The sequence below is a fragment of the Pseudomonas sp. GM33 genome (assembly GCF_000282295.1).
Lineage (GTDB): Bacteria > Pseudomonadota > Gammaproteobacteria > Pseudomonadales > Pseudomonadaceae > Aquipseudomonas > Aquipseudomonas laurylsulfatiphila.
The window spans coordinates 15,249-37,359 of the sequence record NZ_AKJO01000140.1; the positions used below are offsets into that span (position 1 = coordinate 15,249).

A 22,111-nucleotide genomic window follows, 5' to 3' on the forward strand; every position below is an offset into this window, starting at 1 on the left:
GAATAGACAGAAGCCCCTCAATCAACGAAGGAGGGGGGCGGTATCAGCGTGCGATGATCAACGGGTGGCCGCGTTCCGGGTGTTGGTGAATCAGCACCTCCAGGCCATACACTGCCGCCAGCGCCTCGGCGGTCAGCACCTGTGCCGGTGGACCGTAGGCGTGGGGCAGGCCCTGTTGCAACAACAGCAGTTGATCGCAGTAGCGCGCCGCCAGATTGAGGTCGTGCAGAATCACCAGCACCGCTGCACCGCGCTCGGCGAAGTCGCGCACGGCTTGCAAAATGGTGTGCTGGTGCAGCGGATCGAGCATCGACGTCGGTTCATCGAGCAGCAGGGTTTGCCCTTCGGCCCCCGGCCAGAGTTGAGCGAGTACCCGCGCCAGATGCACGCGCTGGCGTTCACCGCCGGACAGCGCCAGGTAACTGCGCCCGGCAAGATGAAGCGCATCGGCCGCTGAAAGCGCCTCGGCGACGATTTCGCCATCGCGCACACGGCCGCTGGCGTGAGGCAGGCGCCCCATGGCCACGACTTCATTGACCGAGAACGCAAAGTTCAGGCTCGAACTTTGCGGCAGCACGGCCAGGCGCCTGGCCCGCTCCTGGCCCGGCCAGTCGGCGAGTGGACGCTCGTCGAGGCTGACCCTGCCTTCGCTGGTTGGCAGTTCGCCGCACAAGGCGGCGAGCAGAGTGCTTTTGCCGGCGCCGTTAGGTCCCAGCACGCCGAGCACTTCGCCGGGGCGCAATTGGATATCGATGTTCGCCAGTACCGTGCGGTTGCCACGACGTACCAGCAAGTTGTTTGCCCGCAGCATCAGGAACGCCCTCGAACCAGCAAATAAAGAAAGAATGGCGCGCCGATCAGTGCGGTTACGATGCCGATCGGCAATTCGGCTGGCGCCAAAAGCAGGCGCGCGGCCAGATCGGCCAGCAACAGCAGGCTGGCACCGGCGAGCAACGACGCGGGCAGCAACACCCGGTGATCCGGGCCGACCAGCAGGCGCATCAGGTGCGGCACCACCAGGCCGATGAAGCCGATCAGGCCGGCCGCCGCGACGGCTGCGCCGACGCCGAGCGCCGTGCACAACACCAGCTCAAGCTTGATGCGCTCGATGTCGAAGCCCAGGTGACGGGCCTCCGACTCGCCCAGCAGCATGGCATTGAGTGCCGCCGCACGAAGTGGCAACCACAGCGCCACGCCCACAGTGACGATCAGCAACGGCCACAGGCGCGGATAGCTGGCGCCGTTGAGGCTGCCCAGGTTCCAGAACGTCAGGGTGCGCAGGGTCGCGTCATCGGCCAGGTAGGTGAACAGACCCACGCCGGCACCCGCCATGGCCGTCATCGCCACACCCGCCAACAGCAGGGTGGCAACGTCGGTTTGCCCGTTGCGACGGCCGAAGCGATACACCACCGCCGTGACGATTAAGCCACCGGCGAAGGCGCTGACCGACAGCAGGTAAGGTTCTACCGCTGGCGGCACGCCACCCAGCAGGCTGCCGCCGACGATGGCGAGGGCGGCGCCCAGCGCGGCACCGCCGGAGACGCCGACCAGGCCCGGGTCCGCCAAGGGGTTGCGGAATAACCCCTGCATCGCCACGCCGGACAACGCCAGTACCGAGCCCACGGCGATGCCGAGCAGGCTTCGCGGCAGACGGATCTGACCGAGGATCAGCTCCGCCTGCTGCGTGTCCCCGCCGTCAAGCGGCAACCCCAGCAGGCGCATCCCGGCCAGCAAGGTATCGCCCAGCGGCAGGCTCACCGGCCCGAGGGCCAGGGACAGCCAGAACACCAGCACCAGCAACAGCAGCAAACCGATCAAGGTCGGACGCGGCCGGAAAATGGCCGTCATGGGTTGATCCAGGCGCTCTGCGCTGTGGCGTCCGGGTAGACCACCGTGGCACAGGCCAGCCTTGTTTTGATACGCATCGGAACTATTCCTTGGTCGATCAGAGAGGGCGGACATCGAAAAACTTCGTAGCGGGTGATGATGCCATCGACGCCCGGCTTACGCACACGCCACGGTGCAGGTTGGATATTGGGGCGAGCGCGTTGAACCAGGTGTCCATTCAGCGCCGGTTGCGCAGGACTACGGATCATGAGAAGAACTTGTGATCATCACGATTAAAATGAGTTTGTCTCACTCGCTGGCACTGTCGACAATGGCTCCATTGAACGCATTGGAGTTATTTGACATGGCTGTGGCCCATTCCCTTGGATTTCCGCGCATTGGTCGCGACCGTGAACTGAAAAAGGCCCAAGAGGCGTTCTGGAAGGGCGAGCTCGATGAAGCCGGCCTGCGAGCTGTTGGCCGTGACCTGCGCAAGACCCACTGGGACTTGCAGAAAAAGGCCGGCATCGAACTGCTGCCAGTCGGCGATTTCGCCTGGTACGACCAGGTCCTGACCCACTCGTTGATGTTCGGTGTGATCCCTGAGCGTTTCCGCCCGCACGATGGCAAGGCCAGCCTGCAGACCCTGTTCGGCATGGCGCGCGGTGTCAGCGACAGCTGCTGCGGCGGTGCCCACGCCCAGGAAATGACCAAGTGGTTCGACACCAACTATCACTACCTGGTCCCGGAGTTCAGCGCCGACCAGCAGTTCCAGTTTGGCTGGGATCAACTGTTCGAAGAAGTCGAAGAAGCCCGCGCACTGGGGCATAACGTCAAGCCCGTCATCATCGGCCCGTTGACCTACCTGTGGCTGGGCAAGGCCAAGGGCGCCGGGTTCGACAAGCTCGAACTGCTCGAACGCCTGCTGCCGCTGTACGGCCAGATCTTCCAGCGCCTCGCGGCACAAGGCGTCGAGTGGGTGCAAATCGACGAGCCGATCCTGGTGCTCGACCTGCCTCAGGACTGGAAAAACGCCTTCGAACGCGCCTACAACCTGATCCAGCGCGACCCGCTGAAGAAGCTGGTCGCCACTTACTTCGGTGGCCTGGAAGAGAACCTGGGCCTGGCCGCCAACCTTCCGGTGGATGGTCTGCACATCGATCTGGTGCGTGCGCCTGAACAGTACCCGACCATTCTCGACCGTCTGCCGGCCTATAAAGTGCTGTCGCTGGGTGTGGTCAACGGCCGTAACGTCTGGCGCTGCGACCTGGAAAACGCCCTGGCCACCCTGCAGCATGCTCACGAACGCCTGGGCGATCGCTTGTGGGTCGCGCCGTCCTGCTCGCTGCTGCACAGCCCGGTTGATCTGGGCCGCGAAGACAAGCTCGATACCGAGCTGAAAAGCTGGCTGGCGTTTGCCGTGCAGAAGTGTGAAGAGGTCGCGCTGCTGGCTCAGGCGGTCAACGAGCCCGAGGCGCCGAACGTTCTCGAAGCGCTGAGTCAAAGCCGCGCCGTTCAGGCGGCCCGTGCTGCATCGCCACGCATTCACAAGCCAGCTGTCCAGGCCCGTGTGGCCGCGATCACCGCCGGGGACAGCCAGCGTCAATCGCCGTTTGCCCAGCGCATCGCCAGGCAACGCGCCGGCCTGAACCTGCCACTGTTCCCGACCACCACCATTGGTTCGTTCCCGCAAACCGCGTCGATCCGTCTGGCGCGCCAGTCGTTCAAGCAAGGCAAGCTGACCGAGGCCGAATACACCGAAGCGATGCACAGCGAGATTCGCCACGCCGTGCAAGTGCAGGAATGCCTGGGCCTGGATGTGCTGGTGCACGGTGAAGCCGAGCGCAATGACATGGTCGAATACTTCGCCGAGCAACTCGACGGCTATGCGTTCACGCGTTTTGGCTGGGTGCAGAGCTACGGTTCGCGCTGCGTGAAACCGGCGGTGATCTTCGGCGACCTGAGCCGCCCGAAAGCCATGACCGTGGAGTGGATCCGCTACGCTCAAGGCCTCACCGACAAAGTGATGAAGGGCATGCTGACTGGTCCCGTGACCATGCTGATGTGGTCGTTCCCGCGCGAAGACGTGACCCGTGAGGTACAGGCCCGTCAACTGGCCCTGGCCATTCGCGACGAAGTGGTGGACCTGGAAGCCGCCGGGATCAGGATCGTGCAGATCGACGAAGCGGCGTTCCGCGAAGGCTTGCCGTTGCGCCAGGCGCAGTGGCAGCACTACCTGGACTGGGCGACCGAAGCGTTCCGCCTGTGCGCCTCGGGTGTGCGGGACGAAACCCAGATCCACACCCACATGTGCTACAGCGAGTTCAACGATGTGATCGAGTCCATCGCCGCCATGGATGCCGATGTGATCACCATCGAAACCTCGCGCTCGGACATGGAGTTGCTGGACGCGTTCGAAGCCTTCGCCTACCCGAACGACATCGGCCCCGGCGTATACGACATCCACTCGCCACGGGTGCCGGACGCCTCGGAAATGGCCAACCTGCTGCGCAAGGCTGCCAGGCGCATTCCCGCCGAACGCCTGTGGGTCAACCCGGACTGCGGCCTGAAAACCCGCGGCTGGCCGGAAACCGAAGCGGCGCTGGTGCACATGGTCAACGCTGCGCGTCAGTTGCGTAAAGAATGGGCCTGACGCTTTGCTGGATGCACCACTGAACCCAGTGGGAGCGAGCCTGCTCGCGAAAGCGGCATGACAGACACCAGTGTAGTGACTGCCAGATCGCTATCGCGAGCAGGCTCGCTCCCACAGTGACCTGGTTAGTTCGCAGATTGTGCGTACAGCCCTGAACCTGTGGGAGCGGGCTTGCTCGCGAAGGTGGCGTGTCAGGCGACATCGATGTCGAATGTGCGGGCCTCTTTGCGGGCAAGTCGGATCGCCGCACCGCCGCTCCCACAATGATTTGGGTAGTTCGCAGATTTTGCGCTCAACCGCTGAACCTGTGGGAGCGAGCTTGCTCGCGATGACGGAGTGTCAGGCGACATCGATATCGAATGTGTCGGCCTCTTCGCTCCTACAGCCGCCGCTCGGCCACCAGCAGCAACGACTGCGGCACAGGGCTTTGCGGGTGCTGCGGTTCCTGCAAGCCGGCCAGTACAAAACCCGCCATGTCCAGCGCGTTGAGCCAGCTGGACAGGGTGCGGAAGTACCACGGCATGGGCTGCCACTGGCCCTTGAACCCGGCAAAGGTCTCTTCCCGCCAGCCATCCTGATAGTCGCCCGCCGCAGCGGCCCACGGGTGCAGCGTCTGGATCAGCAGCGCGCCGCCAGGGGCGAGCAGGCTGTTCATGGCGCCGAGCAGGGGGATGATGTCCTGATGCAGCAGGGCGAAGTTGGCGCAGATCAGGTTGTAGTCGCGGCCGATGTCGACGGCTGCCTCTGCCAGCTGTTCATAGCTCGCCAGATGCACCGGTGCAGCGCCCGCCGCCCGCGCCGCGTCCACCAGCGTCGCATCGCCATCCACCCCGACCGCCTCGATGGCCCGGTCCGTCAGCGCACGCAACAGCCAGCCTTCGCCGCAGCCCAGGTCGAGCACCCGCTCGGGCTGGCGCCCCAGCACCGCCAGCAGGATGGCCTGGTCGGTGACCTTCAGACGGCTTTCGATGGTGCCCGTGCGGATGGCGTCGATCCAGGCCCGGGCATTGTGGTGCCAGCTGTCGAGGAGGGTGGATTCGGGGGCGGGCATGGCGTTGTCCGGCGCTAGGTGGCCGTTGCCAAATGATAGGCAACCAGCGCGTTGGCGTGGCCATGACCCATGCCGTGTTCGGTCTTGAGCCAGGCCACCAGTTCCATGTGCTTCTTGTCGCTGAGGGTTTTAAGCAGGTCCAGCCAATGGCTGATCGGCTGCCCATACTTCTTCTCGATTGACGGGAAGTACGAAGCCGGTCCTTTGGGTTTTGTCTCTTCGGTCACGATGCAAACTCCCTTTTCGCTTTTGTGGGTTCGAAAGCAGCACCGGTTACGTTACTGACTTGCCGTCGGTGAGTCCATCGTTCCAGCGGTCATCCCGTCATCGATGGCGATGCCCTGGGCGCGCATGGCTTTGATCAACTCGCTGCGGGTGCCGGGCAGGTTGAGCATGGTCTGGGCACGCAGCGCCGCGACTTCTTCGGCGGTGTAGGGCTGATAGTCCGCCGGCAGGCTTTCGCCCGCCATGCCGTCTTTACGCATCAGCCAGTTGAGCAAGTCCGCCAGTTGCGCGTTGTTCAGCGCCGACTGCGACATGCCCGGCACCCGCACGAGGAATTCGCGGCCGCCCGGTACCTTCAGGAAGTTGCCGACAAAACCTTTCATCCGTGGCGTGTCGTTGGCGGCGGAGCCCGTGCCGTCGCCCAGGTGGCAACCGGCACATTGCAGCTGATAGTTGACGCCGACGCCGTAGCCGACCTGGGCAATCGGTTTTTGCACCTCTTCGTTGCCCGGCGCATGGCCCTGCGCCGGGTCGGGAATAGCCCGGGCGAACGCGAGCGGGGCGCTCAGGGCGCAGACGAGTCCGAGCAATATCAACCTACGCATAAAACAAACCTCCGCTGATGACCGGTTTGGCACATTTATGTAGGAGCGAGCCTGCTCGCGAAGAACTCAAGGGCACCGCGTTGAACCAGATAGCCCGCGTTATCGTTGACGATCTTCGCGAGCAGGCTCGCTCCTACAGGTACACACACACACAAAGCCGTAAAAAAGAGAAAAGCAGCCACAGAAAAAAACCGCCGATTGCCCGAGCAACCGGCGGAAAGTGCGCGTTTAGACGGCGACGCCGCGGATCACCGAAACGGTGCAGTGATAGATGTGCGATTTGGCGGCCAGGCACCAGTTCACATCGTTGTTGTTGAACGGACGGTAAGCCGGTTCTTCACTGTCGTTGCGGGTACAGGCGCACTGGGCGCAGCTTTGCTTACCGCAGCAGTCGTTGTAGGAAATGATGTAGTCCTTGCCATCGGCCGGGTTGCGGCAGGTGCCGATCCAGGTTACTTGCGAAGCTTCGGTGCCTGGCGGGCAGGAGGTCACCGAACCGCCGCAGCAGCTGCACAGAAAGCCGTCGATGGAGCAGTAGCGCCAGTAGTCGCAGCTGTTCGGATCACCCGGGTCGCCAGCCTGTGCCGGCTCCGCGGCCAGGGCCTTGCTGGTACGGTCCAGCGGCAGCAGCAAGGGCAGGGCGGCACCGGCCACCATCAGCGAGCCCATGCGCGACAGCAGTTTACGGCGCGAGGTGGTGTCGGCCACACGGCGGGTCGAGCGCTCGAACAACAGATCCAGCAGTTTCATAAACGTCTCCCTGCCTTATCAGTGGCTATGGCCGTGGCTGTGGTCGTGGGTGTGGGGTTGGGCATTGAGGTACTGCTGCAGCGTGGCGTGCTTGAGGTGCTCGACTTCGAACAGACTGTCCAGGTGCTCGCGGGAGTTGACCAGGCCCTTGGCGCGCAGGGTGCCGGCCTTGTCGATCAGTGCGGCATACGGCAGCTTGCCGATCTGGTAGGTCATGCCCACTTCCGGGCCGACCACGTAGGTGGCGTCTTCGAGTTTGTGTTCACGGATCAGCGCTTGCTGGGCGTCCATGTCGCCATCGCTGACGAACACCACGTCCAGACTGCCCGCTTGCTCCCTGGCGATGGATTTGATCGCCGGCAGCAACGACTTGCAGATCGGGCAGGTCGGCGAGAGGAAGAACAGCAATTGCGATTTTTCACCGGCATAACCGAAGTTCACCGGGCGACCGTGACGATCGCTGGCAGTGATCTGCGGCGCGGGTTCATTGACCGCCACGCCTTTGTCGACCATCAGCGCGCCGGCCGGGGCCAGACGCCCGTGCAGCACGCCAATCTGCCGCACCAGGCCCATGACGACAAACGCCACGGCCACCAGCAGCACCCAGAGCAGAACGTTGGAAACAATCAAGCCTTCCATTTCGATTACCTACCAATCAATTTGAGCAGAAGAGGGGAATTCGCCAGCAAGCCATCGGCGGCGGCGTAGATGAGCAACGCGACCGCGGCGGCGGCCAGGGTCACGAAGCCATCGAACAGGTTGAGGTCGCGGGCCACCGGCGCCACGCTGGCCACCAGCGCAAGCAGCACCAGTGCGCTGTTGCGCGCCAGCAGGACCGGGCGCAGCGGCTGTGCCTGGTCGGGGCCGGCGCAACCGCAGTCGATGTCCGCGCGACCGCGCCACAGGTTGATGCCGATGGCGGCGGCGTACAGCGCCAACAGGCTGGCCGCGCTTATTGCGGCGTAACCACGGCTGACCGGTACCAGCAGGGCAAAGGCGATGGCCAGTTCCAGCAGCGGCACCAGCCGTGCCGTCGGGCGCACCAGCGCCTGGGGCAGCAGTTGGTAGTCCGCCAGTTGCCGGGTGAAGCGGGCCGGCGCGCGCAACTTGTGGGTCGCGGCGCTGGCCAGCAACACCGCGATGGCGATGGCGCTGGCTATGATGAAGATCGGATCTGTGTGCATGGCCGAACCTCTCAGTAGCTCAGGACCTGAGTCGCGGTCTTCGCGACTTTCGGCATGCTGCCGGTGAGCTTGTTGGTCTTCAGATCGAAAATCTGCAAACCGCCTTCCACATCGGCACCGAGCAACAGCGGCTTGTCGTCGCCGGTGGCCTGCATGCTCCACACCGGAACCGGGGCTTCCAGGGTCGCTACCTTCTTGTGGGTCTTGAGGTCGAACGCCCAGATCAGCGGGCTCGGGTCTTCCCACTTCATGGCTTCGTGGGCGTCGTGCATCAGCACATACAGACGGTCCAGCTTCGGTGCCACGGCCATCAACTGCCAGCCGCCCGGTGCCCAACCGGCCTTCTTTTCTTCGTCGGTAACCAGCGACCAGGACGGCAGGATCTTCGGCGCGTCACCGGCGAAATCCACCGGACGCACGGTGCCGGTCGTGGTGGTGAAGTAGTAGGTGTCGCCGACGTTGACCGCACGCTCCACCAGTTTTTCCGCGTTCGGATCAAAGAACGGTGTGCGGCTGCGCGCGGTTTCCTGGCCCTGATCGTTGAGGGTCACCACTTGCAGGCTGCCGTCGCCGCACAGCGAGGCGAAACGACGGTTGCCGATCGGGTAGTTGAGCACGCAACCGGGGATGGCGATTTCCGTGGCAACGGCCTTGGCCTGGGTATCGACCACAGTGACCGAGGTCGACGGGGTGAAGTTGTAGACATAGACGAACTTGTCGTCGCCACTCGGCTTGAGCGCATAACGCTGGGTCAGCGATTCGGCGCGCTTGTTCGGGATCAGCACTTCCCAGGCCGGCGACAGGGTCGAACTGTCCCATGCGGTCAGCACGTCGGTACGGGTACCGCGGGTGCCGCGCGAATACCAGATGTCCGCACTGTAGAGGGTCTTCTTGTCATGGCTGAGGGTCGACGGCGCGGCAAAACCGGTCGGCACCATGCCGAGGATGCGCTTCTGGTCCGGGTCGACCACGGTCACGCGGCCGGCGACGAAACTGTCGAACTCGACGTCGATGACAAACGCGCGGTGAGCTTCGGGTGGAAACGCCAGAACGGTCTGGCCAATCGTACCGGCGGGAAGGTCCGCGCGGGCACTGTTCAAACCGAGTACAAGCAGGCTCAGGCCAAGCGCTGACTGTACGGAGATCCTGTTTGTTCGCATAAGGGGAACTTCCTGAATTGTTGGTAACGCGGATCGCGGGTGCTTTGGCAGATTTTTACCCTTTGATTCTGCCGTGCCCCGCGATCAGGAGAATTGCCCTGCCTGCCAAGTGTTTGTGTGTCTGTGCCAGTGTCGTGAAACTGGCTGCACAAGGTGATAAAGCAGGGGGTTGAAGGGTCTGAGAGGGGGAGGGCGACGCTGCACTTGTGGCGAGGGGGCTTGCCCCCGTTGGGTCGCGAAGCGGCCCCAGCATTTTCCAGTCACACCGTGCCAGCAGGTTTTGCGGCTGCTTCGCAACCGAACGGGGGCAAGCCCCCTCGCCACAGGGTTTGTGTAAGGCCACAGGTTTTTTGTATTTCAGGCGAGTGGAAGGGAAAAGCTGAAAACAGCGCCGCACGGCGCCAGGTTTTGCGCCCAGATATCGCCCCGGTGGCGGCCGATGATGTTCTTGCACAGCGCCAGGCCAATGCCGTTGCCGCTGACCTTGGAGGAGAAAAAGCCGTCGAACAGCTTCTCCTGCGCCTGGGCCTGGATGCCACGGCCGCAGTCTTCGATGCGCACCAGCGCCACCTCGTTGTCGCGGCTGGCCTGGATCCGCAACACGCGCCGTTCGGCCGGCAGGTCGGCCATTTCTTCGATGGCGTTGAAGGCCAGGTTGAGGATCACCTGGCCGATCAGCACCTTCTCGCAACTCACCATCAGCGGTTCGGGCGAGGCGATGATTTCCACGCGCACCCGGCTCGGGTCGGCGCGCAGGCTGATGAAGTAGCGGGTTTCGCGCAGCAGTTCATTAAGGTCGATCCGCTCTTCCGATTGCTCCAGCTTGACCACGTAGTCGCGCACGCTCTTGATGATCACCGAGGCATGCTCGATTTGCCGTACCGCGTTTTGCAAACCCCAAGCGACGTTCTGATCGGTTTCGCCGGCGTTGCCCAGGCGAATCATCGTGCCTTCAATGAAGTTGCGGGTGGCGGCCAAGGGTTGGCTCAGTTCGTGGGCGATGGCCACGGCCATTTCGCCCATGGCGTTGTAGCGCGCCAGGTACTCGAGCTTCTGCTCGCTGACCCGCCGCGCTTCCTCGGCCTGGACCTGCTCGGTGACATCGCGGAACAGCAGCAGATGGCCGACCAGATCGTCCTCGATCTCGATGTAGCGGCAGGTCGCGTCATGCCAGCGCCACTCGCCATCGCGGCGCTGCACCTTGTAATGCACGTTGAACGGCGCGTGCTCCGGCGTTTCATCGGCAAGTTGTTGCAGCAGGCGCCGGCCGGATGCGTCGTCGCACCAGGCCAGGAAGTTCTCACCCATCAGCTGGTGCACTTCACTGTTGAGCAAGTGCGCGCCGGAGTCGCTGATAAAACGGATGTCACCCTCGGGGCCGAGCACCGCCACGCCTTCGGCCAGGTCCTGCATAAAGGCCTTGAGCCGGCTTTCGAAACGCTTGAGGTCGCGCTTGACCTTGTCCTCTTTGGAGATGTCGCGGAACTGCACCATCAGCACATCGCGACCGTCCAGGTGCACCAGGGTCGCCACCGCCTCGGACAGAATCTCCACCCCTTGCTTGGAGCGATAACACCACTCGATGGCGCGCTGCCCGGTGCGCGCGGCGCCTTCGAGCCAGCGCAAGCCGACCGAACGTCGGTACTTCGGCGCATCGCGGGTCATGTCCGGGGCCTTGAGCGGCGTCAGCTCCTCCAGGGTAAAGCCCAGCGCCGCCAGGGCAGCGGCGTTGGCCCAGAGAATCTCCTTGGTGTGCGCGTCATGAAGAATGATGCACAGCGGCATGGCTTCGATCAGCGCAAAAAAGTCGTTCGGTTTTGGCAGGTACATCGCACGGCCCCTGGCGGCAGAGATTTGCAGTATGGCGTTTTATACCTGCTCGCACAGCGCGATGCGCTCAGAGGTAACCGGCGTGGACCTAGGGGTTTTCTTTAGCGAGGAGGCTGCACGCACCAATAGTTGAGGGCGGATGCGGTTTTTACACTGGGCCCCAATGCAAGGGCAACACCCCCCCATGTAGGAGCGAGCTTGCTCGCGATGAACCTGAGAGCGCCACGGGGTGCCAGGTTTCCAGCGTCATCGTTGACGACCATCGCGAGCAAGCTCGCTCCTACAGAGAGCGGTGGAGCCCTCTAACAATAATCAAAACGGAGAACTAGCCCATGCTGCGTTCAGCTGTCGCGCAACAAGACCCTGTGTCCGGCCCGGTCGTACCAATGGTCGAGAGTCAGCTATTTGAGCAGGTGCTGGATGAGGTTCGCCAACGCCGCGAGGAATTCGACGCCGGCTCCCACGTGCCTCGGGACATGATCGAGCGCTTCAAGCAGTTGGGCATCTATCGCGCCGCCACGCCGAAATGCTACGGCGGCGACGCCCTGGCGCCGGCGCTGTTCCTGCACATGATCGAGCGCATCTCCGAAGCCGACGGCTCGGCGGGCTGGGTCGCCAGCTTTGGCAGCGCCGGTGTCTATCTGGCGGCCTTGCCACCGCAAACCCTGGCTGAAATCTACGCCGAGAGTCCGGACCTGGTGTTCGCCGGTGGGTTGTTCCCGCTGCAGCCAGCAGAGGCGGTGGAAGGCGGTTGGCAGGTCAACGGCACCTGGAAGTTCGCCAGCGGCAGCAAAGGCGCGGACCTGCTGGGTGTCGGCATCGGCGCCAGTGGGGCGGGCGGCAAACCGCGCACGGCGGTGTTCCCGGCCAGCCAGGTCGAGATCGTCGAGAACTGGGACGTGGTCGGCCTCAAGGGTACCGGCAGCCATGACCTGCGTGTCACCGACAAATTCGTCGAGGACCGCTGGACCTTCATCCGTGGCGGGGCTGCAACCATCGACGAACCGCTATTCCGCTACCCGTCGATCGCCTACGCCGCGCAAGTGCTGGCGGTGGTCAACCTTGGCCTGGCCCGTGCAGCGCTGGATGAAATCAGTCGCATGGCCGGCGCCGGCGGCATTACCGGTGCGCCGAAAATGGCCGACCGGGCTTACGTGCGCATCGAGATCGCCAAGGCCGAAGCCAAGCTGATGGCCGCACGGGGGTTCTTCTACAACGCCACCGAACAGGTGTGGAGCTCGATCCTGGCCGGCAACCCGGTCACGCCGGAGCAGACCAGCCTGCTGCGCCTGTCGGCGATCCATGTCTCCCAGGCGGGGGCCGAGGTGGTGCAGAGCGCCTACAGCCTGGCCGGGACCACCGCGATTTACCTGCGTCATCCACTGCAACGTTACCTGCGCGACTCGATGGTGGTGACCCAGCACGCCTTCCTCAACGAAGGGCTGTACGACGGCGCCGGCTCGGTGTTCCTCGGTGTGCCGCCGTTCCCGGGCTACATCTGATTTTTCATTACTTTTTCAAGGATCAACACCATGTCCCAAGCTACCCAGGAACCGTTGCGCGTCGTCTTCTGCATCGGCATCACCCAGAACTTTTTCGACCTGCCCACCGGCGAAGGCCTGAGCGTGTGGAAGGGCTTCAGCCAGATGATGGGCTCCCTCGGCGCCATGCCCGGCATCACCGTGCTCGGTGCCATGGACGACGACCGCCTGATGGTCGGCCCGTCCACCACCTCGCCCTGGACCGTGTACATCATGGCCGACGTCGACTGCCACCAATCGGTGATCGACGCCTGCAACCTGTTCCGCACCACGCCGGTGGGCGAGTACAGCCTGTGGCGCTACGCCAAGGTCGAAGCGCGCATCGGTCGCCCGCTGACCATCCCTGACGCGGCCAGGGTGTAAGCCATGGACGAGGCCTTGCTGCAGCGTCTGGCGACACTCGAAGGGGAAAGTGCGGTGCGCCGCTTGATGGCGCGCTACATGGACCTGTGCGATGTGCCGAGGGCTGTCACCCACGTCAGCGATCTGGCCCGGTTATTCACTGTGGATGCGATCTGGGAAGGCATCGGCAGCCAGACCGCGCAGACCTTCGGTCAACACCGTGGACGCGAGGCCGTGGCCGCATTTGTCGGTGGTTACCTGCCGCCTTCGGACCACTTCCGACTGAACCTGCACTACCTCACCAGCGAGTCGATCGTGGTCGACGGTGATCGGGCGCAGGGGCAGTGGATCATGCAGCAGATCTCCACCTACGCTGATGGCCGCAACGAGCTGTTCGGCACGCGGCTGAACATCGATTTCCGCTGCGTCGACGGCACCTGGCTGATCGCCCATTTCCGCACGCAACGGCTGTTCAACACGGAGCTGAATGCATGAGTACTTTCATCAGCGAATTCCTCCTCGGTGGCAACGGCAAGCGCGTCGCCATCAAGGACTCCATCGACATCGCCGGCCATCCGACCCGATCGGGCAGCCGTGCCTTCGCCGATGCACCCGCCGCAACGAAAAACGCCGAAGTGGTCGACGCGATCCTCGACGCCGGCTGGCAGATCGTCGGCAAGACCAACCTGCATGAACTGGCCTTCGGCGTCACCGGCATCAACGACTGGACTGGCACACCGGTGAACCCGCAGGCGCCGGACCGGGTGCCGGGTGGTTCCTCCAGCGGCTCGGCCTCGGCCGTCGCCGCCGGCCTGGCAGACATTGCCATCGGCACCGACACTGGAGGTTCGGTGCGGGTGCCGGCGGCGTGCTGCGGTATCGCTGGGCTCAAGCCGACGTACGGCCGTGTCAGCCGTATCGGTGCCCATCCACTGGAATCCAGCCTCGATTGCGTCGGGCCGTTCGCCAGGTCCATGGACGATCTGATCGCCGCCATGCAGGTGATTTGTCCAGGCTTTGGCGTGCAGGGACTGCCCGCAGGCGGCGCGAAAGTCGGCTTCCTCGACGTGGCCTGTGACGCACACCTGCAAGCCAGTCTCGGTGCCGCGGCCGACCGCGCGGGATGGCGTCGCAGCCACCTGCACCTGAGCGAATTCGAAGCCGCGTTCGCCGCCGGCCTGACCGTGATCAATTTTGAAAACTGGGCCGCGTTCGGTCATCTCACCGGCAAAGGCCTGATCGGCGCCGATGTCGAGACACGCCTGTTGGCGGCCAGCCGCACCACCCGTGAAGAACTGGCCCAGGCCGAAGCCGTACGCACGCGCTTCACGCAACAGGTGGATGCGGCGCTGGAAGAGTTCGCCGTGCTCTTGCTGCCGACCCTGCCAAGCCTGCCGCCGACCCTCAGCGAAGCCCGCGCCGGCAGCAAGGCCGTGGCCGGCATGACCCTGCTGGTGCGGCCTTTCAACCTAAGTGGCCACCCGGCGCTGACGGTGCCGGTTGAACTCGATTGCGGCGGATTGAAAGTCGGCCTGCAAATTGTCGGCCGCAAAGGTCAGGACGAGCTGGTCTGCGCCTTTGGTGCGCAACTTCAAGCCTCTACAACCCAAATCTGAAAAGAAGCCATGAGGAGAACCGCATGAGCACTCATGAATACCGGCTGATCGCAACGTCGAAAAGCCCCGAAGACCTGGTCAGTCATGACCGCGTCGACGTCTCGCTGTACAACGATCCAGCGCTGTTCGAAGCCGAGTTGGAAAAGATTTTCTACCGCACCTGGGTGTGGGTGGCCCACGAAAGCGAAGTGCGCAACAGCGGCGACTTCAAGACCGCCACCATCGGCCGTCGCCCGGTGATCGTCGTGCGCGACAAGAAAAACAACATCAACGTGCTGGAAAACCGTTGCCGGCACCGTGGCGCCACCGTGTGCGAGAAGCACAAGGGCAACGCCACCGGTTTCACCTGCCCGTACCACAGCTGGTCCTATGGCCTGGACGGCAAGCTGCGGGCGTTGCCGTACCCGGACGGTTACGAAGGCATCCTGGAAAAGTCCGAACTGCCGCTGACCAGCCTGCGCGTCGAAAGCTACGCCGGCATGGTCTTCGCCAGCTACAACGACGAGATCGAACCGCTGGAAGACTTCCTCGGCGGCGCCAGACACTGGATGGACCTGTTCATGAAGCAGGGCGCCGGCTACCCGATCAAGACCCAGGGTGAACACAAGTTCAGCTTCAAAGGCAACTGGAAGATCCAGCTGGAAAACACCACCGACGGTTATCACTTCCCGATCGTGCACAAGTCGTTCATGTCGTCGGTGGACGAAGAAACCTCGGAAATGCTCTCGTTCATGACCGACGAACAAGCCGTGACCCACTCCCTGGGCAACGGCCACAGCGTGATGGTGATGGTGCCGGAGCACGTCGACCTGGATCACGACGACGGCACCGAACAGTTGCAGGAACGCTTCGCCCACGTCACCGAAGAGCTGTCGAAAACCCTGCCGGCCGATCAGGTGCGTCGCATCGTGCGCTCGCTGCACGGCGCCGGTTTCAACCTGAACCTGTTCCCCAACGTGGCGATGTCGATGTCGTTTTTCCGCGTGCTGCGTCCGGTGTCGGTGACTGAAACCGAGATCCGTCACGTGGCCCTCGGCATGGACGGCGGCCCGGAAATCGCCAACCGCGAGCGCATGCGCATCCACGAACACTTCCAGGGCCCGTTCGGTTTCGGCAGCCCCGACGATGCCGAAGCCTGGGACCGCGTGCAGCGCGGCTCGTATGCCGGCGTCGACGCGCCGATCCTGGTCAACCGCGGCCTGAACCGCGAAATCACCGCTGAAAACGGCGACAAGGTCAGCCACGCCACCGACGAAGGCGGCATGCGCGGTGCCTACGACATGTGGAAAAGGATGATGAGCCAATGAGCAATCACGACACCCTGAACGGTTTTGCAGGTCCCCTGGCCCAGGCCATCGAATTCATCTGGCGCGAAGCCGAACTGCTCGACCACAAGAACTACGCCGAATGGGCGACCCTGTGGAGCGACAGCGGCAAGTACATCGTGCCGATCGACCCGGACACCGAGGATTTCGAAGCGACCCTCAACTACGCCTACGACGATGCACGCATGCGTGCCCTGCGCATCGAACGCCTGAGCGCCGGCTTCTCGCCGTCGGCGGTGGACGCGGCGAAAACCATTCGCACCGTCTCGCGTTTCCGTCTGGTGGAAGCGGCCGGTGACATCGTCGAAGTGAATTCCGCGCAGTTGCTGTACGCCTACAAGCGCGGCGTGCACACGCCATTCGTGGCCGACCTGAACCATCGCATCCGCTTCACCGACGGCGTGCCGACCCTGGAACGCAAGGTGGTGCGCCTGATCAACTCCACCGACAGCCTGAGCGCGCTCGGCTTCCTTTTGTGAGGGCACCATCATGAGTCGAGTAGCCCTCGTAACGGGTGCCTCGCGCGGGCTGGGCGAGTGCATCGCCCGTCGTCTGCACGCGGCAGGTTATCGCGTCGCCCTGGCGGATGTGCGCCTCGATGGCGTGCAGCAACTGGCTCTGCAACTCGATGCCAGCGGCGCCAGCGCCATGGCCATCGAGCTGGATGTGCGCAGCAAGGCCGACTTCCAGCGTGCCCGTGACCTGCTCGTTGAGCAGTGGGGCGGCACCGACATTCTGGTGAACAACGCCGGCGTGTCGAAAGTCGCGGCGCTGATGGACATCACGCCAGAAGAGTTCGACGAGTCGATGGCGATCAACCTGCGCGGCACCTTCGTGGCCTGCCAGGTGTTCGGCGCGCACTTTGCCGAGCGTGGCTTCGGGCGCATCGTCAACATCGCGTCGCTGGCCGGGCAGAACGGCGGCACCGCCACCGGCGCGCACTACGCGGCGGCCAAGGGCGGCGTGGCGACCCTGACCAAGGTCTTCGCCCGTGAACTGGCGCCGCAAGGGGTGACGGTCAACAGCATTTCGCCGGGTCCGCTGGACTTGCCGGTGGTGCGCGAAACCGTGGCGCCGGAGCGTCTGGAGCAGATCCTGAAAATGATCCCGGCCGGCACCCTCGGCGACCCGTCGTACATCGCCGACAGCGTGTTGCTGCTGATCGCCGACAACGCCGCCTCCGTCACGGGCGCGTGCTGGGACATCAACGGCGGCTTGTTCATGCGCTGATATTTTCGCCGCGACGCCATCAACTGTGGCGAGCGAGCTTGCTCGCGCTGGGTTGCGAAGCAGCCCCAAGGATCTCAGCAGCACCAAGTATTTTTGCGACTGCTGCGCAGCCGAACGGGAGCAAGCTCCCTCGCCACAAAAGCTATGCCAGACCCAAGACCTAACCGAAACAACAGTATTCAGGTGATGCAATGATGAAGGTGAAGATCGAAAGGATCGTCGACGAAGCGCTGGATATCCGCTCCTTTCGCCTCGTGCGCAGTGACGGCCAGCCGCTCGACACCTATGAACCGGGTGCCCACGTCGACCTGACCGGGCCGACCGGGGTGACCCGCCAGTATTCGCTGTGCAGCCCGCCGCAGGATCGCCGTGCGTACCTGGTGGCGGTGAAGAAAGAAGCGCAGTCGCGCGGCGGTTCGCTGGCGTTGCACGAGCAGGTCGAGGAGGGCATGGAGCTGGAAATGGGCGCGCCGCGCAACCTGTTCCGTCTCGATGAAAGTGCCGGTGAACACCTGTTGTTCGCCGCCGGTATCGGTGTCACGCCGCTGCTGAGCATGGCCTACAAACTGGCGGAAAGCGGCCAGCCGTATCGCCTGCATTATTTCGCCCGTTCGGCGCAGTACGCCGCGTTTACCGAGCTGTTGGCCACCCGTTTTGCCGATCACGTGGAGTTTCACTACGGTGTGGAGCCCGCAGACCTGGACGGCGCATTGAGCGCATGCCTGGAGCGCGCCGGCAGCGCCGCCCATGTCTACACCTGCGGCCCGGCACCCTTCATGAACACAGTGGTGGCAGTGGCTTCGCGCAGTCGCCCGGAAGAGGCCATTCACCTCGAACACTTCGCGGCGGACCCGGCGGCCAACAGTGCCCCGGCCGGCGGTTTCGAAGTGGAGCTGGCCAGTTCCGGCGTGGTGCTGCACGTGCCGGCCGACGCCAGTCTGGTCGACGTGTTGCAGGCCCACGGTTGCGACATCGACACCGAATGCCGCGAGGGTATTTGCGGCACCTGCATCGTCGAGGTGCTGGACGGCGTACCGGAGCACCGCGACAACTGCCTGTCGAACAAGGAAAAGGCGTCCAACAAGCAGATCTGCGCCTGTGTATCACGGGCGCTTTCCGCTCGTCTGGTATTGGACATTTAAGCCTCGGGAAGGCTGGAAAGCATGCGCCGGAGCCTGTTGAATGGGCGCCCGGCGGCCGTCGAGGGAGGCGATGGCTACAGAAACAACGGTTTTGACGAACCGCTCGATGAAGCGGTCGAAAAATAACAACAAAAACGTGAGGCTTTGCGGACATGATTACAGCATCGACGGTGCGCAACGAGGCGTTCGAAAGTTGGTTGAGCCAGGTGAACCAGGCCTGCGGGCGTTTCGACGCGCGGGCGCTGGACACTGATTTCTACGGCGAACTGGCGGAATTTCGCAGCGGTGCGATCAACCTCAGTGTGGTCGACATGGCGCACGTGCATTTGTATCGCACCAGCAAGGACGTCAGCACCAGCAGCGACGGCCACTACTACGCCGTGTTCCAGATGCGTGGCAGTTCACAGCTGGAGCAGGGCGGCAACCGCGCGCAACTGGGTTGTGGCGACATCGCGCTGATCGACGCCAGCCGTCCGAGCGACATGACCTACCACGACGATTGCCGACAGCTGTCGCTGATTCTTCCACGCCAGGTGGTCGAGCGTGGTTCGCACTTCAATGCCGTCAACTGCGCCACGCGCATCGCGGCCAGCAGTCCGCTGGCGGCGATGGCCAACAGGCTGGTGCTGGAGACTCGCCAGCAGGAAGGGCTGGACATGCAGGAAAGCGAGGCCGTGCTCGATGCCCTGGCCAGTTTGTTGCTGCCGGGCATCAGCGCCCGGGACAGCGCGGCCGATCCCCATGAGCGGCAGTTCCGCAAGATCATCGCGTTCATCGACACACACCTCAGCGACGAAGAACTGTGCCCCGAGTTGATCGCCCGTGAAGTCGGGATTTCCGTGCGCGGCCTGTACCGGATGTTCTCCAAGCGCGGGCTGGTGGTGGCGCAGTACATCAAGCACCGTCGCCTGGACTTCTGCGCCGAAAACCTGCGCCGCGCCGATGTCGAGCAGAAGCTGTCGGCGCTGTGTTATGCCTGGGGTTTCTCGGATTCGAGCTACTTCTCGTCGGCCTTCAAATCGCGCTTCGGCGTGTCACCGGGTGCTTATCGCAAGCGCTATAGCCACACCTGACACCCATCATCAATGTTGAATGTGCCGGCCTCATCGCGGGCAAGCCCGCTCCCACAGTGGATCTCCAGTGAACACAAAGCCTGTGTACGGCCGGGATCAAAAAATGTGGGAGCGAGCTTGCTCGCGATGGCGTCGTGTCAGTCGCCTTCAATTTCGGATGTGCCGGCCTCATCGCGAGCAAGCTCGCTCCCACAGTAGATCTGCGGTGAACACAAGATCTGTGTACGGCCGGGATCAACCTGTGGGAGCGAGCTTGCTCGCGATGAGGCCCGACGGCGAATACAAAATGCTCAATGCCGCACCGGCTCATCCACCGGCAAATGCAGCACCTCGCGCACCAGCATGGCGATGCTGGTCACGCCCATCTTTTCCTTGATCTTGGTGCGGTGCACGTCAACGGTCTTCACGCTGATGTTCAGCTCCCGTGCGATCACCTTGCTGGCCTTGCCATCGATCACCAGCATCAACACTTCCCGCTCACGGCTGGTCAGCAACGCCAGTTTGCCCTGCAGGTTCTGACGCTGTTGCTGATCGGCCTGGGCGTGCACGGCGGTCTTCAGCGCGGCCTGGATGCGATCGATCATCTGTTGCGGGTTGTAGGGCTTCTCGACGAAGTCCAGCGCGCCGTTCTTCATCGCCGTGACCGACATCGGAATATCGCCATGGGCCGAGACGAAGATGGTCGGCAGGGTGCTGCCGCGCTGGTTGAGGATTTCCTGCAACTGGAAACCGCTGGTCTCCGGCATGCGCACGTCGAGCACCAGGCAGGCGGGCTGCCTGGGGTCGTACTGGCTGAGGAACTCTTCGGCGCCGGCAAAGCACTGCGCCTGCACGCTGACCGACTCCAGCAACCAGGCCAGGGAAGTGCGCAGGTCCTTGTCGTCGTCAACGATATAAACAATCGGTTTGCGGGTTTCCATCGGGGCTGCCACGAAAGTTTTCTAATTATTGTTTTCGCACGCGAACGCGCGGCACGCATCGGCTCGTCTTTCTGGAGCCAGTCATCAGAATACCCACTGTGGCCGGCCCTTGCGATAAAGAAACCACCTAGTCGACTAGCGGAAACCCAACCTCGCCATGGGGATCGTCAGAATGGTTGTGCCGCGCCGGCAGCCTTAGTCTTGTTCCATCACCTACGGGCCGCAAGATGGCGGTCCTCCTGAAGGAAGGGGCATCGACATGGCCGACCTGAGCCAGCAGCAAATCGACTTTCGCAACGCCATGGCGCAGCTGCCTGCGGCGGTGAACATCATCACCACCAACGGCCCCGGCGGGCGCTGCGGCATCACCGCCAGCGCCGTGTGCTCGGTGACCGACTCGCCGCCCACCGTGCTGGTGTGCGTCAACCGCAACAGCGCCACTCACGACGTGTTCCGCACCAACGGCCACCTGTGCGTCAACGTGCTGTGCGGCGAGCAGGAAGAACTGGCCCGACACTTCGCCGGCATGACGAAGGTGCCGATGGCCGAGCGTTTCGCCTGGGACCTGTGGGACGACGGCGCGGCCGACGTGCCGGTGCTGCGCGATGCCCTGGTGCAGTTGGAAGGGCGCATCAGCGAGTGCAAGGAAGTGGGCTCGCACTCGGTGATGTTCGTGGAGCTGACGAAGGTCGGCGTGCGCGAACCACGCGACAGCCTGGTGTATTTCAACCGCTTGTTCCATCGCCTGGAACATGCCGGCGCGCATTGCTGAGATCCACCACGCCCTCTGTAGGAGCTGCCGGAGGCTGCGATCTTTTGATCTTGCTTTTTAAAAGATCAAAATCAAAAGATCGCAGCCTCCGGCAGCTCCTACAGTACGGTGGTGTCTGGAGGGTTGTTTAACGGCTGTAGGAGTAACTTCCTGCAAGCTACAACACCTTGCGGCATTGCCTACAGCTACGCCAGAATCCGCCGGCTTGTGCGCCTTGAGGTCCATCGGTAACTTGATTCGCGTCACTGATTTCCAGTGATCGGGTTTAGCAGCCCGTGGTATTTGAAGATCGTACGAGTGTCCGTCAGGCAGGTATTCCATGCCTGCATTTGATGGCAGCTGTGCGCAGGGCGCCCTCGGGCGCGCCGGCTTTCTTCATTTCCCCGGTCTGCTAACCTGCGTACAGCCGCCACCCCTCGTTTAGCAGCGACGACGTGGCAGCATCTCAACGGAAATGAAAGTCATGCTCAAGGTTACACCTGATCCACCAGACAACGATTCCTGCCCAAACCCGGCCCTGCACATCATGGCCACCCCGCACAAACCCTCCACACTCTTCACCATCAAACCCGACATCGACACCGAAACCCTGCTGGCCCACGCCTGCGAATCGCTGGCCTCGGCGAGTGTCATGGCCAATGACCTGGCGGGCTTCCTGGAAGGCTCGCACCGCAACACCCTGCTGGGCATCGCGCAAGTGATCATGCTGGGGGAGTTGGCGGTGAATCGGGCTTTGGATCAGGTCGATCGCCCCGGCTAACCACGAACACTGTGGGAGCGGCGGTGCGGCGATCCGACTTGCCCGCGAAAGCGGTGTGTCAGTCAACATTGATGTTGGAAGTGATGGCCTCTTCGCGGGCAAGCC

The 22,111-nt window shown here is 63.3% G+C and carries 23 protein-coding genes and 1 pseudogene; 12 read left to right on the top strand and 12 right to left on the bottom strand.

The genetic code is table 11. The features are described 5' to 3' along the window. Positions 1-43: 43 nt before the first annotated feature. Positions 44-811, bottom strand: a complete 768-nt coding sequence (locus PMI26_RS06315; protein WP_007978095.1) for a heme ABC transporter ATP-binding protein — start codon at positions 809-811, stop codon at positions 44-46. Then, entirely contained in the window at positions 811-1,794 is a 984-nt protein-coding gene (locus tag PMI26_RS06310) for a FecCD family ABC transporter permease (protein WP_162130294.1), read from the bottom strand. Before PMI26_RS06310 ends, PMI26_RS06315 begins: the two co-directional genes overlap by 1 nt. 397 nt (positions 1,795-2,191) lie before the next feature. On the opposite strand from PMI26_RS06310, the gene metE reads away from it, so the two are divergent. Then, positions 2,192-4,480, top strand: coding sequence for a 5-methyltetrahydropteroyltriglutamate--homocysteine S-methyltransferase (gene metE / locus PMI26_RS06305; protein WP_007978100.1), 2,289 nt, complete (start codon positions 2,192-2,194; stop codon positions 4,478-4,480). A 379-nt stretch (positions 4,481-4,859) separates the two neighbouring features. Here metE and PMI26_RS06300 read toward each other — a convergent pair whose 3' ends face one another. From PMI26_RS06300 to PMI26_RS32000, 9 genes and pseudogenes are all read right to left on the bottom strand, one after another. Beyond that, complete coding sequence (locus PMI26_RS06300; protein ID WP_007978102.1) at positions 4,860-5,531, bottom strand: class I SAM-dependent methyltransferase; 672 nt, start codon at positions 5,529-5,531, stop codon at positions 4,860-4,862. 14 nt (positions 5,532-5,545) lie between these two features. Beyond that, on the bottom strand, positions 5,546-5,758 hold the full coding sequence (locus PMI26_RS06295; RefSeq protein WP_007978105.1) for a DUF4287 domain-containing protein: 213 nt from the start codon (positions 5,756-5,758) through the stop codon (positions 5,546-5,548). A gap of 51 nt (positions 5,759-5,809) precedes the next feature. Beyond that, positions 5,810-6,361 carry a hypothetical protein gene (locus PMI26_RS06290; RefSeq protein ID WP_007978107.1) on the bottom strand — a complete coding sequence of 184 codons (552 nt, stop codon included), beginning with the start codon at positions 6,359-6,361 and terminating at the stop codon, positions 5,810-5,812. Between the two features lie 228 nt (positions 6,362-6,589). Beyond that, the gene (locus PMI26_RS06285; protein WP_007978110.1) at positions 6,590-7,111 is read right to left on the bottom strand and encodes a methylamine dehydrogenase light chain; all 522 of its coding nucleotides are present in this window, start codon (positions 7,109-7,111) and stop codon (positions 6,590-6,592) included. Positions 7,112-7,129: 18 nt separating this feature from the next. Continuing rightward, positions 7,130-7,750: a methylamine dehydrogenase accessory protein MauD gene (gene mauD / locus PMI26_RS06280; protein WP_007978113.1), complete on the bottom strand. Its 621-nt coding sequence runs from the start codon at positions 7,748-7,750 to the stop codon at positions 7,130-7,132. A gap of 5 nt (positions 7,751-7,755) precedes the next feature. Further along, complete coding sequence (locus PMI26_RS06275; RefSeq protein ID WP_007978115.1) at positions 7,756-8,295, bottom strand: MauE/DoxX family redox-associated membrane protein; 540 nt, start codon at positions 8,293-8,295, stop codon at positions 7,756-7,758. 11 nt (positions 8,296-8,306) lie between these two features. Beyond that, positions 8,307-9,455, bottom strand: coding sequence for an amine dehydrogenase large subunit (locus tag PMI26_RS06270; RefSeq protein ID WP_007978118.1), 1,149 nt, complete (start codon positions 9,453-9,455; stop codon positions 8,307-8,309). A 357-nt stretch (positions 9,456-9,812) separates the two neighbouring features. Continuing rightward, entirely contained in the window at positions 9,813-11,285 is a 1,473-nt protein-coding gene (locus tag PMI26_RS06265) for a sensor histidine kinase (RefSeq protein ID WP_007978119.1), read from the bottom strand. Between the two features lie 185 nt (positions 11,286-11,470). Beyond that, positions 11,471-11,548 (bottom strand): annotated as a pseudogene (locus PMI26_RS32000) (outer membrane lipoprotein carrier protein LolA); the annotation flags it as partial. Between the two features lie 69 nt (positions 11,549-11,617). On the opposite strand from PMI26_RS32000, the gene PMI26_RS06260 reads away from it, so the two are divergent. The 9 genes from PMI26_RS06260 to feaR all read left to right on the top strand — a co-directional run bounded on the left by PMI26_RS06260 (position 11,618) and on the right by feaR (position 19,554). Further along, positions 11,618-12,787: an acyl-CoA dehydrogenase family protein gene (locus PMI26_RS06260; protein ID WP_007978121.1), complete on the top strand. Its 1,170-nt coding sequence runs from the start codon at positions 11,618-11,620 to the stop codon at positions 12,785-12,787. Positions 12,788-12,817: 30 nt separating this feature from the next. Next, positions 12,818-13,189, top strand: a complete 372-nt coding sequence (locus tag PMI26_RS06255) for a hypothetical protein (RefSeq protein ID WP_007978123.1) — start codon at positions 12,818-12,820, stop codon at positions 13,187-13,189. A gap of 3 nt (positions 13,190-13,192) precedes the next feature. Further along, the gene (locus PMI26_RS06250; protein ID WP_007978125.1) at positions 13,193-13,663 is read left to right on the top strand and encodes a nuclear transport factor 2 family protein; all 471 of its coding nucleotides are present in this window, start codon (positions 13,193-13,195) and stop codon (positions 13,661-13,663) included. After that, positions 13,660-14,784: an amidase gene (locus PMI26_RS06245; protein WP_007978127.1), complete on the top strand. Its 1,125-nt coding sequence runs from the start codon at positions 13,660-13,662 to the stop codon at positions 14,782-14,784. The genes PMI26_RS06250 and PMI26_RS06245 overlap by 4 nt, the downstream gene beginning before the upstream one ends. 23 nt (positions 14,785-14,807) lie before the next feature. Further along, positions 14,808-16,091, top strand: coding sequence for an aromatic ring-hydroxylating oxygenase subunit alpha (locus PMI26_RS06240; protein ID WP_007978129.1), 1,284 nt, complete (start codon positions 14,808-14,810; stop codon positions 16,089-16,091). After that, complete coding sequence (locus PMI26_RS06235; protein WP_007978131.1) at positions 16,088-16,588, top strand: aromatic-ring-hydroxylating dioxygenase subunit beta; 501 nt, start codon at positions 16,088-16,090, stop codon at positions 16,586-16,588. Before PMI26_RS06240 ends, PMI26_RS06235 begins: the two co-directional genes overlap by 4 nt. A gap of 10 nt (positions 16,589-16,598) precedes the next feature. Continuing rightward, positions 16,599-17,339, top strand: a complete 741-nt coding sequence (locus PMI26_RS06230; RefSeq protein WP_007978132.1) for an SDR family NAD(P)-dependent oxidoreductase — start codon at positions 16,599-16,601, stop codon at positions 17,337-17,339. Between the two features lie 191 nt (positions 17,340-17,530). Beyond that, positions 17,531-18,481: a PDR/VanB family oxidoreductase gene (locus tag PMI26_RS06225; RefSeq protein WP_007978134.1), complete on the top strand. Its 951-nt coding sequence runs from the start codon at positions 17,531-17,533 to the stop codon at positions 18,479-18,481. 152 nt (positions 18,482-18,633) lie between these two features. After that, the gene (feaR, locus tag PMI26_RS06220; protein WP_007978138.1) at positions 18,634-19,554 is read left to right on the top strand and encodes a transcriptional regulator FeaR; all 921 of its coding nucleotides are present in this window, start codon (positions 18,634-18,636) and stop codon (positions 19,552-19,554) included. A 290-nt stretch (positions 19,555-19,844) separates the two neighbouring features. On the opposite strand, the gene PMI26_RS06215 is transcribed toward feaR, so the two are convergent. Further along, positions 19,845-20,474 (bottom strand): response regulator transcription factor, encoded by a 630-nt coding sequence (locus PMI26_RS06215; protein WP_007978139.1) that lies wholly within the window; start codon positions 20,472-20,474, stop codon positions 19,845-19,847. Positions 20,475-20,733: 259 nt separating this feature from the next. Here PMI26_RS06215 and hpaC point away from each other — a divergent pair, with 259 nt between their 5' ends. After that, complete coding sequence (hpaC, locus tag PMI26_RS06210) at positions 20,734-21,246, top strand: 4-hydroxyphenylacetate 3-monooxygenase, reductase component (RefSeq protein WP_007978142.1); 513 nt, start codon at positions 20,734-20,736, stop codon at positions 21,244-21,246. A 463-nt stretch (positions 21,247-21,709) separates the two neighbouring features. After that, complete coding sequence (locus PMI26_RS06205; protein WP_007978144.1) at positions 21,710-22,006, top strand: DUF6124 family protein; 297 nt, start codon at positions 21,710-21,712, stop codon at positions 22,004-22,006. Positions 22,007-22,111 lie beyond the last annotated feature (105 nt).

Excerpts from the sequence above, each read along its gene's own strand:
- PMI26_RS06245 (WP_007978127.1), top strand. The coding sequence starts at position 13,660 with ATGAGTACTTTCATCAGCGAATTCCTCCTCGGTGGCAACGGCAAGCGC.
- PMI26_RS06260 (WP_007978121.1), top strand. The coding sequence starts at position 11,618 with ATGCTGCGTTCAGCTGTCGCGCAACAAGACCCTGTGTCCGGCCCGGTC.
- PMI26_RS06215 (WP_007978139.1), bottom strand. The coding sequence starts at position 20,474 with ATGGAAACCCGCAAACCGATTGTTTATATCGTTGACGACGACAAGGAC.
- hpaC (WP_007978142.1), top strand. The coding sequence starts at position 20,734 with ATGGCCGACCTGAGCCAGCAGCAAATCGACTTTCGCAACGCCATGGCG.
- PMI26_RS06265 (WP_007978119.1), bottom strand. The coding sequence starts at position 11,285 with ATGTACCTGCCAAAACCGAACGACTTTTTTGCGCTGATCGAAGCCATG.
- PMI26_RS06285 (WP_007978110.1), bottom strand. The coding sequence starts at position 7,111 with ATGAAACTGCTGGATCTGTTGTTCGAGCGCTCGACCCGCCGTGTGGCC.
- mauD (WP_007978113.1), bottom strand. The coding sequence starts at position 7,750 with ATGGAAGGCTTGATTGTTTCCAACGTTCTGCTCTGGGTGCTGCTGGTG.
- PMI26_RS06230 (WP_007978132.1), top strand. The coding sequence starts at position 16,599 with ATGAGTCGAGTAGCCCTCGTAACGGGTGCCTCGCGCGGGCTGGGCGAG.
- metE (WP_007978100.1), top strand. The coding sequence starts at position 2,192 with ATGGCTGTGGCCCATTCCCTTGGATTTCCGCGCATTGGTCGCGACCGT.
- PMI26_RS06255 (WP_007978123.1), top strand. The coding sequence starts at position 12,818 with ATGTCCCAAGCTACCCAGGAACCGTTGCGCGTCGTCTTCTGCATCGGC.
- PMI26_RS06225 (WP_007978134.1), top strand. The coding sequence starts at position 17,531 with ATGATGAAGGTGAAGATCGAAAGGATCGTCGACGAAGCGCTGGATATC.
- PMI26_RS06240 (WP_007978129.1), top strand. The coding sequence starts at position 14,808 with ATGAGCACTCATGAATACCGGCTGATCGCAACGTCGAAAAGCCCCGAA.
- PMI26_RS06290 (WP_007978107.1), bottom strand. The coding sequence starts at position 6,361 with ATGCGTAGGTTGATATTGCTCGGACTCGTCTGCGCCCTGAGCGCCCCG.
- PMI26_RS06250 (WP_007978125.1), top strand. The coding sequence starts at position 13,193 with ATGGACGAGGCCTTGCTGCAGCGTCTGGCGACACTCGAAGGGGAAAGT.
- PMI26_RS06270 (WP_007978118.1), bottom strand. The coding sequence starts at position 9,455 with ATGCGAACAAACAGGATCTCCGTACAGTCAGCGCTTGGCCTGAGCCTG.
- PMI26_RS06205 (WP_007978144.1), top strand. The coding sequence starts at position 21,710 with ATGCTCAAGGTTACACCTGATCCACCAGACAACGATTCCTGCCCAAAC.
- PMI26_RS06235 (WP_007978131.1), top strand. The coding sequence starts at position 16,088 with ATGAGCAATCACGACACCCTGAACGGTTTTGCAGGTCCCCTGGCCCAG.
- PMI26_RS06300 (WP_007978102.1), bottom strand. The coding sequence starts at position 5,531 with ATGCCCGCCCCCGAATCCACCCTCCTCGACAGCTGGCACCACAATGCC.
- PMI26_RS06275 (WP_007978115.1), bottom strand. The coding sequence starts at position 8,295 with ATGCACACAGATCCGATCTTCATCATAGCCAGCGCCATCGCCATCGCG.
- PMI26_RS06315 (WP_007978095.1), bottom strand. The coding sequence starts at position 811 with ATGCTGCGGGCAAACAACTTGCTGGTACGTCGTGGCAACCGCACGGTA.
- feaR (WP_007978138.1), top strand. The coding sequence starts at position 18,634 with ATGATTACAGCATCGACGGTGCGCAACGAGGCGTTCGAAAGTTGGTTG.